The organism is Candidatus Zixiibacteriota bacterium (assembly GCA_040753875.1).
GTDB lineage: Bacteria > Zixibacteria > MSB-5A5 > GN15 > FEB-12 > DATKJY01.
The window spans coordinates 426,687-445,558 of record JBFMDV010000005.1 but is presented as its reverse complement, the minus strand read 5'-3'; the positions used below and the strand labels follow the sequence as shown (position 1 = coordinate 445,558).

17 protein-coding genes are annotated in these 18,872 nt (G+C 55.4%); 12 read left to right on the top strand and 5 right to left on the bottom strand.

Translation table 11 applies throughout. The features are described from left to right. Nucleotides 1–262 precede the first annotated feature (262 nt). From AB1644_03490 to AB1644_03480, 3 genes are all read left to right on the top strand, one after another. The gene (locus tag AB1644_03490; protein ID MEW6050110.1) at nucleotides 263–442 is read left to right on the top strand and encodes a hypothetical protein; all 180 of its coding nucleotides are present in this window, start codon (nucleotides 263–265) and stop codon (nucleotides 440–442) included. 603 nt (nucleotides 443–1,045) lie between these two features. After that, nucleotides 1,046–1,417 (top strand): cupin domain-containing protein, encoded by a 372-nt coding sequence (locus tag AB1644_03485; protein MEW6050109.1) that lies wholly within the window; start codon nucleotides 1,046–1,048, stop codon nucleotides 1,415–1,417. A 23-nt stretch (nucleotides 1,418–1,440) separates the two neighbouring features. Continuing rightward, entirely contained in the window at nucleotides 1,441–2,070 is a 630-nt protein-coding gene (locus tag AB1644_03480; GenBank protein MEW6050108.1) for a plasmid pRiA4b ORF-3 family protein, read from the top strand. Between the two features lie 267 nt (nucleotides 2,071–2,337). Here AB1644_03480 and AB1644_03475 read toward each other — a convergent pair whose 3' ends face one another. Together AB1644_03475 and AB1644_03470 are read right to left on the bottom strand one after the other, a co-directional pair. Then, nucleotides 2,338–2,838 (bottom strand): PTS sugar transporter subunit IIA, encoded by a 501-nt coding sequence (locus AB1644_03475; protein MEW6050107.1) that lies wholly within the window; start codon nucleotides 2,836–2,838, stop codon nucleotides 2,338–2,340. A gap of 215 nt (nucleotides 2,839–3,053) precedes the next feature. Beyond that, nucleotides 3,054–3,416 (bottom strand): hypothetical protein, encoded by a 363-nt coding sequence (locus tag AB1644_03470; GenBank protein MEW6050106.1) that lies wholly within the window; start codon nucleotides 3,414–3,416, stop codon nucleotides 3,054–3,056. Between the two features lie 446 nt (nucleotides 3,417–3,862). On the opposite strand from AB1644_03470, the gene AB1644_03465 reads away from it, so the two are divergent. Then, nucleotides 3,863–4,618: a FlgD immunoglobulin-like domain containing protein gene (locus AB1644_03465; protein ID MEW6050105.1), complete on the top strand. Its 756-nt coding sequence runs from the start codon at nucleotides 3,863–3,865 to the stop codon at nucleotides 4,616–4,618. 173 nt (nucleotides 4,619–4,791) lie between these two features. Here AB1644_03465 and AB1644_03460 read toward each other — a convergent pair whose 3' ends face one another. From AB1644_03460 to AB1644_03450, 3 genes are all read right to left on the bottom strand, one after another. Next, entirely contained in the window at nucleotides 4,792–5,217 is a 426-nt protein-coding gene (locus AB1644_03460) for a hypothetical protein (protein MEW6050104.1), read from the bottom strand. 247 nt (nucleotides 5,218–5,464) lie between these two features. Further along, nucleotides 5,465–6,049 (bottom strand): DUF4276 family protein, encoded by a 585-nt coding sequence (locus AB1644_03455; GenBank protein MEW6050103.1) that lies wholly within the window; start codon nucleotides 6,047–6,049, stop codon nucleotides 5,465–5,467. Beyond that, a complete protein-coding gene (locus tag AB1644_03450) occupies nucleotides 6,046–7,242 on the bottom strand; it encodes an AAA family ATPase (protein MEW6050102.1) in 1,197 nt (398 codons plus the stop codon). Before AB1644_03450 ends, AB1644_03455 begins: the two co-directional genes overlap by 4 nt. A 250-nt stretch (nucleotides 7,243–7,492) precedes the next feature. Between AB1644_03450 and aspS the strand changes: the two genes are divergently transcribed. From aspS to AB1644_03410, 8 genes are all read left to right on the top strand, one after another. After that, a complete protein-coding gene (gene aspS, locus AB1644_03445; protein ID MEW6050101.1) occupies nucleotides 7,493–9,325 on the top strand; it encodes an aspartate--tRNA ligase in 1,833 nt (610 codons plus the stop codon). A gap of 5 nt (nucleotides 9,326–9,330) precedes the next feature. Next, entirely contained in the window at nucleotides 9,331–10,314 is a 984-nt protein-coding gene (locus AB1644_03440; GenBank protein ID MEW6050100.1) for a PhoH family protein, read from the top strand. A gap of 21 nt (nucleotides 10,315–10,335) precedes the next feature. Further along, nucleotides 10,336–12,588 (top strand): HDIG domain-containing metalloprotein, encoded by a 2,253-nt coding sequence (locus AB1644_03435; protein ID MEW6050099.1) that lies wholly within the window; start codon nucleotides 10,336–10,338, stop codon nucleotides 12,586–12,588. A gap of 1 nt (nucleotide 12,589) precedes the next feature. After that, nucleotides 12,590–13,021 (top strand): rRNA maturation RNase YbeY, encoded by a 432-nt coding sequence (gene ybeY, locus AB1644_03430; protein ID MEW6050098.1) that lies wholly within the window; start codon nucleotides 12,590–12,592, stop codon nucleotides 13,019–13,021. A gap of 6 nt (nucleotides 13,022–13,027) precedes the next feature. Beyond that, entirely contained in the window at nucleotides 13,028–14,305 is a 1,278-nt protein-coding gene (locus tag AB1644_03425; protein MEW6050097.1) for a hemolysin family protein, read from the top strand. A 247-nt stretch (nucleotides 14,306–14,552) separates the two neighbouring features. Beyond that, nucleotides 14,553–14,888: a hypothetical protein gene (locus AB1644_03420; protein ID MEW6050096.1), complete on the top strand. Its 336-nt coding sequence runs from the start codon at nucleotides 14,553–14,555 to the stop codon at nucleotides 14,886–14,888. Nucleotides 14,889–14,957: 69 nt separating this feature from the next. After that, nucleotides 14,958–17,894, top strand: a complete 2,937-nt coding sequence (locus tag AB1644_03415) for a sigma 54-interacting transcriptional regulator (GenBank protein ID MEW6050095.1) — start codon at nucleotides 14,958–14,960, stop codon at nucleotides 17,892–17,894. Between the two features lie 37 nt (nucleotides 17,895–17,931). Continuing rightward, complete coding sequence (locus tag AB1644_03410; GenBank protein MEW6050094.1) at nucleotides 17,932–18,741, top strand: hypothetical protein; 810 nt, start codon at nucleotides 17,932–17,934, stop codon at nucleotides 18,739–18,741. Nucleotides 18,742–18,872 lie beyond the last annotated feature (131 nt).

The following is an 18,872-nucleotide window of genomic DNA, read 5'->3' as shown; positions in this document are numbered from 1 at the left end:
GTTTCGCTTTGGCTGAAAATCGTCAGTCTGTGGATGAACTCTGCTGTGAGGTCAGTTGTGGAGTGTTGAGGCATGTTCTCTGAGCGTAGTGGCAATTGTTGGACGCAGCCCCAACGGAGTTCCACACGCTTCGGGTGGGCTACGGGGCTGCAAGGTGATCAAGAAATTTCATGTACCGATATATTAAGGACTCCCCAGGGGAAAAATGAGTGTCGTTGAAATACCAGAAAAACATCGAAGACAGGGAATTCGATGGCTCGTCATGCATCGAGACATTGAGAAGACCGGCGGCATTTTCGTTTATCTCTTCTCGTCTCTTGAAGAGCGTTACGAGTTCGACTATTGGTTTCTAAACGACGATGAGCTTAGCGTCTTCTTGCAAGAGGACTGGGGTGTTACACAGGACGACTTCCAACCCTACAGTCGCCCGGAGTTAGAGTAACTAGAGACACTACCGATAGTTCGTAGCACACCCGAAGGGTGTTGAGTTTCGTTATGGCTGAGAGTTGTCGATCCATGGATAGCCGCGAAGTGAGGTCAGTTGTTGGGTTTTAGGCATGTTCTCTGAGCGTAGTGGTACTCGTCAGACTCAGCCCGAACGGAGTTCCACACACTTCGGGTTGGCTACGGGACTCCCTCCCCAAACGCACCTGATTAGGTGCGGCACCGAGGTTTTGACAATTGATGCCCGTGATGTCAAGACCCCTCCCTCCGCGAAAGCCTCTGATGGGGTCTTGACCTACAAGTGGCTACGGGGCTACTCGAACAATCTCCCGCCATGAAGGAACTGTTGAAAAAGTGGCGGGTCACACGGCCGCACGTTATATCATCGCCGCACTTCGACTCCGCTCAGTGCGACGATGACACAGCTTACAGGCATTGAAGTGCGGCCGTACGACCCGCCACAACGAGCAATTGCTACTGACTTCAGAACAGCATAGTTCTTCAACAAGCCATGAATGGTGGCATGGTGGCGTGATTGCGTACGCTCGCGTCAATCGTTATCTTCCCAATATCTCAGGATCAGACCAAAGGGAGTAGCGCCATGAACCAACGACCCGAGTACAATATCAATCTCGATATCCAATTCGACCACCAGCAACTCATCGACGTTCCGGCAATCGTGGCCGGTATCACCGAGAAGTGGTCGAATCGCACGCTGACGAAAGTAAACGACAGCGTCGTCCGGCTCGGTGTTATCGAGGGGGAGTTTCACTGGCACAAGCATGATCGCGACGACGAGTTCTTTTTCGTGCTTGAAGGCAGACTCCTGATCGACCTGTCGGACCGCACGATCGAGCTTGGACTGCATCAGGGGGTGACCATCAGCAAAGGGATGATGCATCGCCCGCGAGCGCCTCAGAAGACCGTCATGCTGATGGTCGAAACCAGCGCCATCAGGCCGACCGGGGACTGAGATCGATAGAGAGAGGAACAGATATGGAGAAGAAACAGAAGGGCGTTCGGCTGAAACGCTCGCCGGCTGCAATGATCTACCGGCTAAAAATTAAGCTCAACGAGATAGAACCGTCCATTTGGCGACGGTTCGAAGTGCCCGCCAACATCACGTTGATCCAACTGCATCATATCATTCAAAGTGTGATGGGGTGGACCAACTCGCACTTACACCAGTTCATAATTGATGGGAGTTACTATACGTATCCCGATACGGATATGAATCCCAAGGATATCGATGAGCGAACCGTGCGGCTGAACAAGGTTGTGCGTGAGACCGGCCTGACTTTCCAGTATGACTATGACTTCGGTGACGGATGGGAACATCAGATAGAGGTTGAGGCAATCGAACCGGCTCGACCGAAGATCAAATATCCGCGGTGCCTGGAAGGAAGCAGGTGCTGTCCTCCGGAGGATTGCGGCGGCCCGGGAGGGTACGAGGATTTTCTGAAGGCACTGGCTGATCCTGGCCACGAACAGCACGAGGAGTTGAAAGAATGGATTGGCGGTTTCTGGAATCCTGAAAGGTTCGATCTTCGGGATACCAACATATGGATTCGTGAAGTATCTCGAGAGAAGTACTATCTGAAGAATCTACTGGCAGCCGACATGTGACGGCCGATAAAGCAAATTCCCAAACTATGTGGGCCTGTTGAAAAAGTGGCGGGTCACACGGCCGCACGTTATATCATCGCCGCACTTCGACTCCGTTCAGTGCGACGATGACACAGCTTACAGGCATTGAAGTGCGGCCGTACGACCCGCCACAACCGGCAGTTGCTCCCACTCTCGAAGCCGCAGAGTTTTTCAACAGGCCCTCTGTGGATTGGAACACAGAACTAATCGTCTTTACACGCGAAGCGGCAGAAGTGGCGACGTCACTTACTCCATGGAGCGGAGGGCGCGGATCACTTCGCCGGGAGCGGAGACTTTCATCAGCTCCTCGCGGAACGCATCGTACTGAAACATCTCGGCGATCGCCTTGAACGCCTTCAGATACATGCCGTCATCATAGGGCGGGGACGCCATCACGAAGAACAAATGCGTGGGCTGCTGGTCGAGCGAATCGAAATCATAGCCATGAGTGGAGCGCGCGAATGCCACCATGAACTCTTTGGCCTGAAGTGACCGTATATGCGGGATCGCCACCCCTTTGCCGATGCCGGTGGTGGCCTTTTTCTCGCGATTGATAAAGTCCAACAGCAGCTTGGTCCGATTGCCGATACGGTTCCCCTGGTCCAGAAGGTCCACCAGCTCCCCCAAAACCGACTCCTTGGCTTTCAGACGCCACTTGTCGAGCGAGCAGCCGTCGACAAACGGTTCGATCTCGGTGCTCATCTCGAGCTTGATCAGGTTCTCTGTCAGGTATCGCGACAAATGCATAATGCTCACAATATCGGCGTCGCACGACGCACAGTTTAGCCGTGATTATAGCCGCATTGGTCCGGTTTTGTCAACAGGCAGCGCCTGGTTTACCGCTTCGCGCGTGTCGAACGGGCTGCGATGGATTGGAGCTGTTGTTGCAAAAAACAGAACACCCGAATCCGGAGTGGACTCGGGTGCCTCGATACAATCGATGTAGAGTGCCGTCGCTCGCGCTATTTCTTTTCGGCTGTCGTCGCAGGTGCCATTAGCTTGGCGAGCTGCTCTTCGGATGCCTTGGCCGCAGCTTCCGGATTCCCGGACGCCATCTTATGGCATCCTTCGGTACAGCAGGCGTACTCTTTGCCCTTGTACTCGATGTACTTGGTGTTGGCATCCGGCACGAACAGCTTGCCGCAGCCGCACACGGCCACTTCGTTGGCGTACGTGTGCTGGTGCGCCATCGGTTTGGCGGTCGTCTCTTTTTTGGCCTCCGGCTGTGCCGCCGGTTTGGCCGGATCGGACGCCATCGCGGGGGCGATCTGCATCAGGCAAAACGCCGCCACCATGAGCATGACCAGTCCGAGTTTCTTGAACATACAGTTCCTCCTTGAGGGTTGTGTGTTTGGTTTGGTTGTATCAAATAACCCTGTTTGGTTGTCCCGTGTTGTGTATACGCGACATCTTCGGTCTACTTATACTGGTAACGATGCAGGTTTGATCCGTGATAGCATCTAAAATAGATATACTGGAACCACGATGTCAATTAAAAAGCCGGTGGGGGTGCGCGCAGATTCTCGTGAACAGGCCTAACGCCATGAGGGGAAAGGAGTTGAAAGGCGTAGTGGCTGCCAGCCAGACTTTGCGGATGTCGGCCAAAGCGATAGTGTCCCAGGGACTGAACGGATCCCGGATTGGTTGCGTCTTGACGTGGAAGATACCGTGAATCCGGTCGAATGCTCGAAAGTGGCTTGTGGTGTCGATGCTCGTGTAGTATATTATTAATAATTCTTAATGCAGTTATGTTCTCATAACTGGAGGGAATATGAAATCATCAGTTATTCACTCAAGACATGCTTCGATCGGCCGCCGATTCGGTTATGCCGCCGTTGTGGTAGCGTCATTGTCGCTGCCGGCGTTATCCATCACGGCTGCTGTCGTGCAGGTGGCATTGACCCCGCCCGTGCCGGTTGCAGGAAGCCCGTTCCACGTAACTATTGACGGGTATTTCCCGGATCTCTGCTGGAGTCCCGAAGTTGCCTGGTCATCGATCTCGGTGGTCGGAAATGTTCTGACAATCGCCATTATTGGGAAGGACAATTGGGTCTCCGGTCCCTGTCTGACGGCGATCGCACCTTACAAGTTTACGCAGGCGGCCCCGCCGCTTCCCGCCGGTCGCTACACGCTGGCGGTGGTTGAGTATCACAACTCGAGTCGCGATCCGGACCCGCAGCTGTTTCTGTACAACTTCGGCGTTGACAGCGCCGGCACACCCACCGATGTCGGCGATGGTGATGTGCCCATTGATTTCACGCTCGACCAGAACTACCCAAACCCGTTCAACCCCTCGACCGTGATCGAGTACATGCTGCCGGTAACATCGCACGTGTCGATAACGATCTTCAACTTGCTCGGGCAGGAAGTACGCAAACTGGTCGATGAGACTCAGTCAGCCGGGCCTCACAAGTTGAAGTGGGATGGCCGTGACAACGACGGTGCGCAGATGGCTTCGGGCGCCTATTTCTATCGGCTTGTAGCAGGGGACCTGGTGGCGACGAAGAAGATGGTGCTGGTCAGGTAGAGTTGTGCATTTCGGTCAGGTCACATCATCCGCCAGATGGCGGACGACAGGACCTGACCGAACATAAAAACCGTCGGGTCACACGTGACCTCGGCATTGTCGCGACAAGTTAATTCGAACGAACTGATCCTGCCTCGGTCGCGCAAGACCCAACGGAACGGGCAGACTGCTCGTTAGATATTTCCGAGCCGGACGTAGGTGTGGCCGAAGCAGTCCAGGCAATATTCACTAAGCACAAGCGTGTCCTTGGTCAGTTTCTCGATGTACATATCAGGAGAGCGGTTATCGATCAGTACGAAGTCGGCGCTGTCGCTGGGGGACCATCGGGGTCTACGCACTATGTGATAGCGGCTGGCGAGCGGGAAAACGACGTCTCCCCATTCAGAGTATCTGCCGTTGCGCTCAAATGTCACACCCCGAAACTTGCCGGTCGAATCGGCCCAGGTGCAGTTGTAGGCAAAACCGCCGCACGAGGAAACCCATCGCCAGTTGCCGACAATCGGGTGGTCTTTCGGCTGAGTTCCTTTGTCTTCGCACGAGGTGGCCAGTGCCACCACTGCCAGCGCCAGGGCGGTTGGGATCAGGTTTCTGAAATTCATCGCTCAAAGCCTCCAGTTTGGTTCCTTGTTAGCCACAATACCAATACGGGCGGTTTTTCTTCCGGTGTCAATGGGGAAGACGAACCGAGGAGTGACTCTGTGGAAGCCTGGAACGTGAATTTGGTTTTTCGGCAGAAAAGAAGATGCGTATTTTCGGACTGGTGACCCGCCAATTATGGTCAAATTTCGCAGTTATAATCCTCCGGTGAATCAAACCCACCATGAATGATGGAGCACCGGGCAAGGGCTATCGACCAGAACCTTGAGAAACAGTGAATGTGATTCTCTTCCAAGTGTGCATGAAAGATGTGGAGCACTCCATTGCGCGCTGGGGAGAAAACTTGGGAGAAATTAGTCCCGCCAACTCTATCTTATTTAGGGCACTTCCACCGAATTCACTCTTCCAGAAGCTCGATATCACTCTTTCAGCGTTCAACTCGCTGGTGTCATGCGGTGCTTGATAATCTTGGTTGGGGAAGACAGTTTGAATCGCCTGTTCGTCCGCGAGGTACCACGCCTCAAGTTCACGAACGGCTATAAGAATGTGAAGGTATCTTTCGGTGAGAGGCTTGGTGGCCTCTGATCGTACCAGCTCATCGAACTCGGACAACACCTCGGAATTGCATGGAGCGCTGTCCCTATCAAGCAGGACCAAACATGAGTTGTAATGAAGGTGGCGGAAACTCTCCAGAAGTCTGTTCGTTTCGCGTATGAGCCTCGAACGATTCTTCATATTTCTAACATCGAACTTAACGTGTGGGAGGTGTTTGTGGAGCACCTTGGTCCAGAATCTTAGATCCGACGGTCCCTCTACGCCGACGCCAATTATCACAATATTCCCCCGAGAGTGCCTTGCTCCCAGAGCTCACCAAGGCGAAAATGCTTGCTAAACACACCAATCTGATCGATATCGCTGGCCTTTTTTGTCTGAGTTATGCCGTCCTTTTTCTCAAACATGATGACTTGATCCGGACTCAAGGAGTTGAGGAATTCGGGATTATGAGTTGTCACAATGAGTTGTTTCTCCAGGGAGGCGGCTTTTAGAATATCGACGATATATCCAGATAGGTGTGGGTGGAGTCCATTTTCAGGCTCCTCGATTGCAATCAACTGCGAATCCTCACTCATCCATTGGGTTACAACCAGCAGCGATAGTAGCCGAATCGTACCATCGGACACGGACGACGGGTTAATTGCTTTGATACGCTCCTCAATAACCTGAAAGGCGTATTTCCCCTCCACGGGCAGCCTTACGGTTTTCAGGGATTTGAATCCAGGCACCGCTCCGCGGAGCCCGCGAACAATTGCTTCCAAGGCCTTCGGGTTCTTCTCAATATTGTGAAGCACGACAGCTAGATTTTCGCCCGACGTTCCCAATCCTACATCGGGCAATTCCTTGTACGGCTCACGTGCGACCTTTGGACTAATGTTGAAAAATCGCCAACTTTCAATCTCTTTCCTTAAGAACACAGCAGGAAGCGCATAAAAACCGACTCCGAGCGCGAGACGATTCTGCTCGGGCTCGGGGATCGCCAATTCTAGTTTGGCTCCTGAGCCAGAGGTCGGGTTCACAATCGAGACATTACTTGCATCGCGCTTTAGCTCAAATCGTTTTGCTTTCCCGCCGTTTTCGACCTGTGCGACTAGAGATTCCGTCGCTACGACTGGCGAGGGTGCATCCCCTCTGAGGTTCAATGAGACTTCATATTCGATCCACTGTGTTCTCCACTCCCGATTATCGACTGCGAACCCCCACGACGTGTCACTTCGAAGGAAAAACCTGACCGGCTTTGGTAGCTCGCGCTCACGCAGGATTTTGTTACGGACTTCTGCAGTTCCGCCAAGCTCGTTCACAGCATAATCCACGTTTTGGACCACTGCATTCTGAACAAACTGCAGTGCGGCTATGAAATTAGACTTTCCAGAGGCATTAGCGCCAACGAGGAAATTCAAGGGCCCCAATCTGAGTCGGGGATTTGGCGCGCCGAAGCTCTTGAACCCTTCGATCTGGATATCTGTCATCATAAAAAGCTGACCTTCCTCTGCCCGCACCCAACCGCTTGCCCATATTTGCGCGTGATCTTCGATAACATACTGCACTTAATCCCGCGCGGCAAGTTCGATCTATGTGCGCAGTTGCTGAGTGTATCCCCCTCTTGACTTCCGTCCCCCCAGCCCCTACTTTCAGGCTGGCGAATGATTCAAACGACGCACTCTACCAAATCGGCCCGCCGGCCGATAATTATTTACACGGCAAAAAGTTAAAGAGGAATACGTGCCCCACTTTTTACAACTGAAACGTACTCACACCTGTGGCCAACTTCGTCCCCCCGACATTGGAACAACCGTCCGGCTCAACGGCTGGGTCAATGCCTACCGTAACCTCGGTGGTATCCTGTTTCTGGACCTCCGAGACCGGTACGGTATCACCCAGGTCAAAATTGACCCGGAGACAATGGATTCCGAGATGCTGGCCGCCGCTCAACGGGCACGAAACGAATTCGTAGTCGCGGTGAAAGGGAAAGTGCACCAACGCCCCAACGGCACCGCCAACCCTAAGCTGGCAACCGGCGAAATCGAAGTGGTGGCGGACGAATTTTACACGCTGGCCGAGTCCAAGACGCCGCCGTTTGATATTACGGACAATACGAATGCGGCTGAGTTGCTTCGACTGGAGTACCGATACTTGGACCTTCGGCGTAAACCGCTTCAGGAGAAAATGCGCCTTCGGCATGAAACCACGATGGCTATTCGCAATTACCTGAGCAGCGTGGGATTCTATGAGATCGAAACGCCGCTGCTGATCCGCTCCACGCCGGAAGGAGCGCGCGATTACGTGGTACCGAGCCGGGTGCAGAACGGCAAGTTCTACGCGCTGCCACAGTCGCCGCAATTGCTCAAGCAAATCCTGATGATTTCCGGGTTCGACAAGTATTTCCAACTGGCGCGGTGCCTTCGCGATGAAGACCTCCGCTCGGACCGTCAGCCGGAGCATACGCAGATCGACATGGAGATGTCGTATGTCACGCCAGATGACGTGTTCGCCGTTATCGAAGGATTGATGAAGCATGTTTTCAAGACAGTGCTGAACGTGGAAGTGAAGACGCCCTTCCCACGATTTGCGTACGCCGAGGTGATGGACCGCTGGGGAATCGACAAGCCGGACCTTCGGTTCGGGATGGAGATAGTCGATTTGAGTGAAGCAGTGGCCGGGTGCGGATTCAAAGTGTTCACGGATACGCTGGGTACCGGCGGGGTGGTGAAGGGGTTCGTGCTCAAAGGGGGTGGGTCTTACTCGCGTAAACAGATTGACGACCTGACCGCCAAAGCGAAGGAGTTGGGCGCAGGCGGTCTTGCGTATATCCTTCGGACGGATGCCGAGGATAAGTCACCGATTCTGAAGTTCGTTGGTGAAGAGGTCAAGAACAAGCTGTGCGAAAAAGCAGGCGTTGCCAAAGGGGATGCGCTGTTTATTATCTCGGACAAGCGGCTCAAGACGGAGTCGATACTGGGGCAGTTGCGGCTGCTGCTTGGGCGTGAACATGGCTTGATAAAGGCTGGGGAGTTTAGTTTTCTTTGGGTGACAAACTTCCCGCTGTTCGAGTATGATGAGCCATCAGGCAGATGGCAGGCAATGCACAATATCGTGTCGCATCCGATGGAAGAGGACTTGGCATTTATCGATGCCGGCTTTACGAGCAACCTTCCCGGAACGGACCTTCGCCATCCCTGGCGTCAGGCGCGGGCGCTTCAGTACGACTTAGTAGTTAATGGCTGGGAGATAGCATCGGGCGGGCAGCGGATCAACCGTCGAGAGTTGCAGGAGAAGATATTAGCGATACTTGGCATCAATCAAGAGAGAGCGGAGCGGATGTTTGGCTTTCTGTTGCGTGCGTTGGAATACGGCGCCCCGCCGCATGCGGGGATCGCGCCGGGACTTGACCGGTTAGTGGCGCTGATGACCGGTGCTGATTCTATCCGCGATGTGATCGCGTTTCCGAAGACGGCCAACGCGATATCGCCGATGGACGGCGCGCCGACCCCGATTGATGACGAGCAGCTTGCGGAGTTGGGACTTATAATCAAGGGAGATACGCAGCGCCAGTAACAGGTATGAATCTGGAAACGGAAGAAAGACGATCACGGACACTGGCAGTCGAGGGAATCGACCAGCGGCTTCTGTTCGGGCAGAACGATCTGTTTCTGCGTTTGATTGAAGCGCGCTTTGCCAGCAAGATCATCGCCCGCGGCGACCGCATCACGGTGGAAGGGACGCCGCAGGATGTGGAGCAGGTTGTACGCCTGCTGGGGGATTTGATTACCCGGATAAAGGCGGGGGATTTTATCACTGAGCAGTATATCAACTACGCCATCTCGATGGTAAAGGAGAACGGCCAGGGGCCGGCCAACGATATCTCCACCGAAGCGCTTTTGACCAGCGCACTCAAGAAGGTCATCAAACCAAAGACAATCGGCCAGACACGGTATGTGGAGGCGGTGGACAGACATGACATCGTGTTTTCCATTGGACCGGCCGGTACCGGCAAGACTTATTTAGCAGTGGCGATGGCGGTGGCCGAGCTGAAAACAAAACGGGTGAATCGGATCGTGTTTTGCCGACCGGCAGTGGAGGCGGGGGAGTCACTCGGCTTTCTGCCGGGGGATATTCGTGCAAAAGTTGACCCGTATCTTCGGCCGGTTTACGATGCGCTTTACGACATGATGCAGCCGGACAAAATCGCCAAGCTGTTGGAGATGGGAGTGATCGAGATTGCGCCGCTGGCATTCATGCGGGGACGGACGCTCAACGAGGCATTCGTGGTACTCGATGAGGCCCAGAATACGACCAATGCGCAGATGAAGATGTTTCTCACGCGGATAGGCGAGAAGTCCAAGGCGGTGATAACCGGCGATATTACGCAGATAGACCTGGCGGACCGCCGCCAGTCCGGGCTGGTGAAAGTGCAGAAGATTCTGAAAGGAATACCGGGAATCGAGTTCATCTATCTGACGGAAAAGGATGTTATCCGTCACCAGCTCGTTCAGAGCATCATCAAGGCGTACGAGAAGCACGAAGACGGCCGACACAAAGAGTAGGGCGGCAGGGATGGTCGCCATATGTATTCACTTCTCCTGAAACTGAAGCGCAGTATCAAGCGCCTGCTCAAGGTGCAGAGCGACACGCGGGTGAAATACGTGCCGTCGGCACGCTCCCGCACGATCAAGATTCTGCTTCTGGTGGCGACATCGATTCTCATCGGCCTGGCGTACCCGGGCGAGGATCTTTTCAACCCCCTTGACATGCCGCACCGCGGTGATATCAGCGCCGCGGATGTGCTGGCACCGTTTCAGATCGTGGTCTACAAGAGCCAGCGTGAACTCGATGAAGAGCACGAGATGGTGAAGAACTCCATCCCATACGTGATCAATAAGGATACGGCTACCTCGCAAAATGTCTATACCTCGCTTAATGTTTTTGTCAATCTGATCGATTCTCTGCGTGTTGTCCCGATTGGTCCGGGACCGGAAGCCCAGGCGGATCGCGACGAAGCGGTCGCAGCCCGGTTTCCGTTCATCAGCCAGACAGCTATAACGAAGGCGCTTTCATCGCCAGAGAGCATCGAACTTCTCCGACTCCGTCTGGAACGTATCTACGCCGAGGAGATCTACAACATCGGGGTGATGCAGGACCTCAACGCGTTGCCGGTTTCTCGACAGGTGACGGTCACGGTGCGACAGGGAGAACGCGAGAGCGTTTACCCTCGGGACCGCCTGCTTGACCTGGCGCTGGCTAACGGGCGGCTCCTCACCGCGCTGAATCGTCTGGGGGCCACGGATTCGATCGACGTCGAATTCTATTACCTGATCGGCCGGGGATTCCTGCAGCCGAATCTCTGGGTCGATATGGCGGAATACAATCGCCGAGTGAATGAAAGTATGGCGCAGATATCGCCTGTGAAGGAGACGCTCAACACCGGTGACATCATCGTGCGAGCCGGCATGCGCGTGGGAGACAGACAAGAGGCGGTGCTCAACGAGCTCGCCCGAATCCGCCATTCGAAGGCGCTTTCCGAGGGGTGGCCGGTCGCTCTCTGGCCGGTCATCGCGCGCATTTTGCTCGTGCTGGCTGCGTTCGGCATTCAATATCTGTTCTTGTTTTACTTCCGTCCGGACACCTTTCGATCCAATCCCCGGCTGTTGGCGCTCTTTCTCGTATTCGTCCTCCAGCTCCTGTTGGTGTACATCGTCAAGCGTCTCGGTATCGAACATGGCGCCTACCTGTATCCGATAGCTGTTCTCCCCATCATGGTAACGGTCCTGTATGACGCCGAGATCGGTATGCTATCGACGATCATTCTGGCACTGCTGCTCGGTGTTCTACATCGATTCGACTTCACGCTCAGTCTTATGACGATTGTGATTGGCACGGTTGCCTGCTTCACCTCTCGTGAGGTGCGCAAACGGTCGCATTTCTACCGCATCATGTTTTCGGTCATGCTGGCGTATGTCGCGCTCATATACGTGGTGGAAACATTGAAATTGAGCCCGCGACACGAGCTGGCCGTGCAGATCGGCTTTGGTGCGGCAGCGGCGTTCTTCTCATCGATCCTGACGATCGGCATCCTGCCGGTGTTCGAATCGATGTTCGGCATCACGACCGATATTACGCTGTTGGAGCTTTCGGACCTCAATCACCCGTTGCTCAAGCGGCTCGCGCTGGAGGCACCGGGCACGTATCATCACTCCATAAGTGTGGGGAATCTGAGCGAGGCCGCCGCCAAGGCAATCGGCGCCAACGCCCTCCTGGCACGCGTTGGGTGCTATTATCATGACATCGGCAAGATCGAGATTCCCGAGTACTTCGTAGAAAACCAACTCAGTGTCAAGTCACGCCACGAAGCGCTTTCTCCTTCGATGTCATCGTTGATCCTGTCGGCTCACGTGAAACGGGGAAGACTACTCGGCGAAGAAGCGGATATTCCTGACGACGTGCTCAACTTCATCGAAGAGCATCACGGTACGATGGTGATGACCTATTTTTACAACAAGGCTCTGGAGCAGGGAACGGACCCGGCCTCCATGGACAAGTTCCGCTACCCCGGTCCAAGGCCGCAGACGCGAGAGACCGGGATTGCCATGCTCGCCGATGCCGTTGAAGCGGCCAGTCGGACGCTCGATGATCCCAAGCCGGCCCGGATTCAAAGTCTGATCCAGCGGATCATCAACGACCGCTTCCAGTCGGGAGAACTCGACGAGTGCCCGCTGACGTTACGTGATCTGGCGCGAATTCGCGAAGCGTTCGCGCAGATGCTGATCGGCGCCTTCCACCAGCGCGTGGCCTATCCACAGAAGGAGAAGGGGAGGGTGTGACATGCAATTGAGGATGTACCGTGAGGCCAGGACCCGGCTGCCGGGGAAGAAGATACGCGAGCTGTTTGAACTGGTCGTGGCCGGCGAGGCAGCCCATGACTGGCGAGCCGATATCAACCTGGTGTTCACGACTGACCAGAAGATCCGCGCATTGAACCGCACCTACCGCCGGATGGATAAGCCGACCGACGTGTTGTCGTTCAATCTCGACCAGCCAACGCGCGAGAGTGCGGTGTTTGGCGAGATATATATCTCCGTCCCGACCGCTCGTCGCCAGGCTGAGTCAGCCGCGCGGCCGCTGGTCGATGAGTTCCTGTGGCTCGTCTGCCACGGCCTGCTCCATCTGTTCGGCTACAACCACAAGAAGCCGTCCGAAGCTGCCCGCATGAAAGCACGCGAAGCGCTATATCTGGCCGAGGTTTGCGGGAGGTAGCCGGCTATGGACGCGCTCTTGTATTTCCTCATTGCCACCGGCGCGTTGATTACGGGATACGTCGTCTCTTTGTACTCGCTGGCCGTGTACCTTGATCCGGAAGAGATTATCTCAATGATTCCCAGGATGAGCGGCCGACGCCGCGAGTACGTCATGCGTCTGGCCGGCGATCCGCGCGCGCTCACGCAGATCGCGACGGTCTTCAAGTCGTTCGTTTTGATCCTGAACTCTGCCATGACCATCTTCTTCGTGCGGTCCCTTTCGCAGCGGGTCGATATCAGTCCGTACTACCCGATACCGGTTGGGCTTGTCATTGTATGGCTCATTCACCTGTTCTTCTTTGAGTATCTGCCGCGGCGTTCCTCTCGGCGGGCCATGAACAGACTGTTTCCTCGCTACTTCTGGCTGGTGACTACCGTGTACGTGGTCTTTCTGCCGGTGCTGGTCGTGTATCGATATGCAATGGCTCGCGTGAAGGCGGAAGACCAGCCGACTGAGGATGAGAAGGAAGAGATAGTCGAGCGAGCTATCGAAACACTCGCCGATGACGCCGGCATTGGCGAAACGCTGGTCGAAGAGGACGAAAAAAAGATGATCGGCGGCATCTTCCTGCTGGACCAGACGGTTGTCCGGGAGATCATGGTGCCGCGGATAGACATCACCGGTATAGAACGATCGATGAGCTTCCGCGAAATCAGGGAGTTGATCCGTGCCGACGGCCATTCCCGGTTCCCCGTCTACGAGGGGACTATCGACCATATTACCGGCATCCTGTATGTCAAGGACCTGTTCACGAACCTTCCGGCGCCGGGTGAGGAATTCGTGATGAGTGCCTATATGCGCAAGCCGTTTTTCGTGCCGGAATCCAAGGTTATCGGTGAACTGCTTCGCGAATTCAAAATGAAAAAGCTGCACATTGCTATTGTGGTTGATGAATACGGAGGCGTTTCCGGCCTGGTGACACTCGAAGACGTACTCGAAGAGATCGTGGGGGAGATACAGGATGAACATGATCTGGAGGAGGCGGACTTTCAGGCCGTCGGCAATGGGCAATACCTGGTTGATGCCGGACTTCTCATGGAGGACCTACAGGATCATCTTGGCACGGATTACGAGCAGGGAGTCTACGACACGGTCGGCGGACTGATTTATGACCTTGTCGGCTCGGTACCAAGAGAAGGAGCTGCAATCTCCTGGCACGACCTGGAATTCACAGTTGAGGCGATCGAAGGCCAGCGCATCAAGCGCGTGCGGGTGGCCCGCAGGCTTCCCAGCGCGCCGTAGATCGCGCCGAGGACTTTCCCGAGAGACCTTAGTAAGTCGGCACCCGTGGGGGTATCAGGAGACCGCTCGGCAGGGGGTTAGACGCAGATTGTGCGACAGATAAGATATTGCTTGACAAACCAATACGGAATGTTTACTTTTTGAACAGCAGGATATGCGCCTCAAGCGCAGATTGTCAATTCGCATTTCAAATAGAGCCGCCGGGCTCGGCGGCCAAAGTCAAGAGGGTCTTTAGGAGGTAACGCGTATGAAAAGCAAAAAGATAACGGCTTTGGTAATGCTGTTGGCTTTAGCTATCGCCTGCTTTATCTCCGCTACAGCCTTCACGGGTGAGCATCCATGGGATTCAGACGGTGGTGGCTCCGGTTCGGCGGGTGGTCCATCTGATGGAACAGCTCCGATCGATTCAGCCCAGGTCGCCCAAAGGGATGGAACATCGACGGGCGTGGTGCCACAGCCGGTGGACACATGGACCAGTCTCGTGTTCCAGGTTTCCTACTATACGGTTAAGTACCTGTATAGTGATGGCGCCAGCATCAAGCGGGTGAAGGTGTCCGTTCGTACCAGTACAGTGGGACGATGAACGTAGTGGAAGTGATCAGGTGGCGTTGTTAGGCATGATGTAACACAAACACAGAAGATAACGAAGCGAATGGCTCTTTCCTCACAGAAGTACGCTTTTGATAACCGCCTGCTTGCCGTCGAGGAACTGCTCCGGCAACGAAAATTCCAGCCTGCCAGCCAGGAACTGGAGAGTGTGTCGGAGTCTGATTTTCAGGACAGCGACCATGAGCGTGGGTTGCTGTTTTCGCTGCGAGCGGAGGCCTACTGGGCGGCAGGTAACTACCGGAAAGCGCTCGAAAACGGTCTTCGGGGCGCCAAGCTCCTGGCCGATTTCCCGCTTAATGTCCGATTCGGAAGAGTCCAGCTTGTTCTTTCCAAGGCCTATTCATCTCTGGGCGATCTGAAGAACGCAGAGATTCGGGCGCGCGATGCGCTGGCTTCGTATCGCCGGGCCGCGGACATGCCCGGTCAGGTCGACGCCCTCAACGAACTCGCCCGCATTGCCTTCATCCGATGCGATTATGATACCGCCGCCGGTTTTATCGGTGATGCCACCGCCATGGTCTCGAATGATCCACACAAGAGCGCTATGCTGGTCGGCAACCGGGGACGAATTCACATTCTGTCCGGACAATGGGTTCAGGCGGAGGAAGACCTGAATACGGCGTTGGCATACCACGAGGCGCAAGGAGTCGATGTCTCGGTGGCGCTCGACCAGTTGTCGCTGAGCTATCTGTATCTGCGCCGTCGTGAATTCGTGCTGGCCGCCCGTGAATTGGAGCGTGCCCACCAATTGATTCAACGGCTCGATCTGAAGCGGGAGAAAATCATCTATCTGGAATATGCCGGCGAACTGGCCTACGAGCGGGGAGACCTGCATCGTGCCAAAGCGCTCCTGAGTGAGGCCTATCAGCAAGGACGGCTGATGGCTCCGGAATCGGCCCTGGTCACGCAGACAAGTCGGAGACTGGCCGAGGTTGATCTGGCGCTGGACAATCACGACGAGGCCATGAAGTATGCCCAGAAGAGCCTCGATCTCGCCCGTAAGTTGGGTGAGAAGGCCGAGGTTGGTTTAGCTTGCCGAGTTGTGGCGCGTGTTTTTGCCGTGCGCAACGAGATGACTGATGCGCTGGAATATATTCGCCAGGCTGTTGAAGAGCTTCGCGAGGTTGGCGACCCGTATGAGTTGGCACGGGCGCTTCTGGTCATGGCGGAGATCAAGGCTGAGGCCGGCAGTGAGTACGCTGACAAAGTGAAGGGTTGCTACGATGAGGCGGGGCGGCTTTTCCGCAAACTCAAGTTGGAATATTGGATGGCCGAAAGCGATTACCGCACTGGCGTCTATGCCTGCCAACAGGGGGACCTGGCGCGGGGGTTCCGCCGGCTCAGCCGTGCTGAACGTGCGTTTGCGGGCTTTGATGATAAAGCTAAAGTGCGCGCGGTGAATCAGTTTCTGGTTTCGCTCACCGATCAGGCGGTGGCGCTGTCGGTATCCGACGCCAACGAATTCAAGCTGTTCGGCAATATGATATCACCGACTGAGGTTCAGGACCTTAAAGCAAGCGGCTTTGATCAGATCCTGGAGGTATTGCTTCAGCGCACCAATGCCGACCGGGCCATCATATTCGCGCCCGATTTCGAAAGCCAGCCGGTGGCGGCTTCGTTCAGCCTCACGCCCCATCAGGTTAAGCGATTCGCCGAGAATTTCGGACGTCTGCTGGACGAGGAGATATCGTCCACGCGCCCCACGCTGCGTCTCGATTGCCGGCGCGATCCATACATCAACGGTCTGTTGCAGGATGTCCCCGAGGTGGTGGCCAGTATCATCGTCATCCCGATCCGCACGGCCGACGGTAGTATCGAGTATTTGTATCTGGACAAGCTGTCTTCGGACAATGCGCTGAACCCGTTCAGCCAGGCGGAGCTCAATTTCGCAGTTGGCTTCTCCGATATCATCGCGCTCAAGGCAGCCGAGTTGCAGAAGTTGAGGCTGCTTGAAGACAACCGTCGTCTCAAAGAGCAGTTGCAGGAGCAGGCAGCGTTCCCGAATATCATCACGCACAACGCCCAGATGATCCAGATGCTGGCCCAGGTGCGACAGGTGGTGAATTCGAATATTTCGGTGTCGATCGAAGGTGAGACCGGCAGCGGCAAGGACTTGCTGGCGCGCGCCATCCACTACAATTCCACCCGTCGCAGCAAACGGTTCATCTCCGTCAATTGTGCGGCCTTGCCGGAGACCCTGCTTGAATCCGAGCTATTCGGGTATAAGCGGGGTGCCTTCACTGGCGCCGACCGCGACAAGGTGGGGCTGTTCGAGGAGGCGGACGGCGGCACGTTCTTCCTTGACGAGATCGCCGATATGCCGCTCAGCATACAGGCCAAGGTGCTGCGCGTTCTCGAAGAGAAAGAGCTGGTGCGGTTGGGCGAAACGGTCCCGCGCAAGGTGGACGTGCGAGTGATTTCCGCGACCAATAAAGACCTGAAGCAGATGATGGCGTCCGGGTTGTTTCGCCAGGACCTGTATTACCGTCTCTCGGCATTGTCGTTCCGGCTTCCGCCGCTGCGCGAGCGCAAGGAAGATATCCCGCTGCTGATCGAACATTTCCTGGCGGAGAGCGGCAAGCATGTGTCGCCGGAGACCGTCCGCTATCTCGTGGCATACGATTGGCCGGGGAACATTCGGGAGCTTGAAAACGAGATCAAGAAGCTGGTGCTGCTGGCCGGGGAGCAGGACGTTATTGGCATTGATGTTCTTTCGAGTAAGATTTCCTCAGGTCACGTGCCTGACATCGATGCAGACGAGCCGCCAACACCCGTCGGCGATGATCTCCGGTTCAATGAATCATATTCGCTGTATGATTACCTGGCGTTCTGGGAGCGGAAGTTCATTGTCAAGGCGCTCAAACAGCAGGGAGGGGTCAAGAAGCACGCTGCCGCCCAGTTGAACATTCCCGAGTCGACGCTTCGACTCAAGATCAAGCAGTACGAGATCGATCTGAATCGCCTCGATTCCATCAATTGACAGCCGCCATGGCCGTCCCGCTATACCCCCTTCTTCCATGACGAGCCTCCTGTTCTTTCAGCATTTCGCTGCTGATCCGTATTTCAACATGGCGTTCGATGAGTGGCTGATGACCCGATCGGCACGGTCCCCGCTCACAATTCTTCTTCGCCTTTACACCTGGCGCGAAGGAGCCATCACCTTTGGGTACAACCAACGGCAGGATACGGCACTCGATTTCACCAGGATCGGGACAACGCCGGTCATTCGGCGTATCACCGGCGGCCGCGCGCTATACCATGATCCGTCGGAACTGACGTATGCCATTGCTATGGACCTCAGCGGCTCGGGCGCGGCAGTCTCTGGCTCGAGGGCTTCGGCGATCATAGCCGAAGCGTTACGCAGTTTCCTGGAATGGGAGGGAGTGGCCGCAGACTATGTTCGCACCTCACACCGGCAGAACAGCCGGCCCGAGTTCTTCCACAAGGCACCATGCTTTGCCTCGGCTGCCCGATACGAGCTTATGAGGGGAGAACAGAAGATCGTTGCTTCCGCACAGCGTCGCACCGGTGAACAGCTGTTACAGCATGGATCGATCAAGCTTCGTGGGGTCGCGCGACATCCCGCTCTGATGCTTAGCGAGCAGTGCGAAGGCACGGTGCCACAACCAGTTGACTCCGGCGGCTTTGATGTGTACGCCGAACATTTCGCGCATTCGTTTGCGGAGCGCTTCGGTGTTCAAATGCGGCTCGGTACCCTCGCCGGCACCGACCTTGCCGAGGTTGCGAAGATGGCTGGTCATCTGCGAAAAAATCCCCTCGAACAGCGTGAAACTCTTAAACAGAATCCCGGCTTCAATAGTCTATAGCATAGACGGTTAGAGGCTGACGCTGGGAAAAAATCGCTTGACTTGGCCGTCGCAGGCGGTCTATCTTGCGGTTCAATCCGGCGCAGCCGAATAGGGCAAGGGCCGGTAAGTGTTGGTGAATGAGAGGGTTG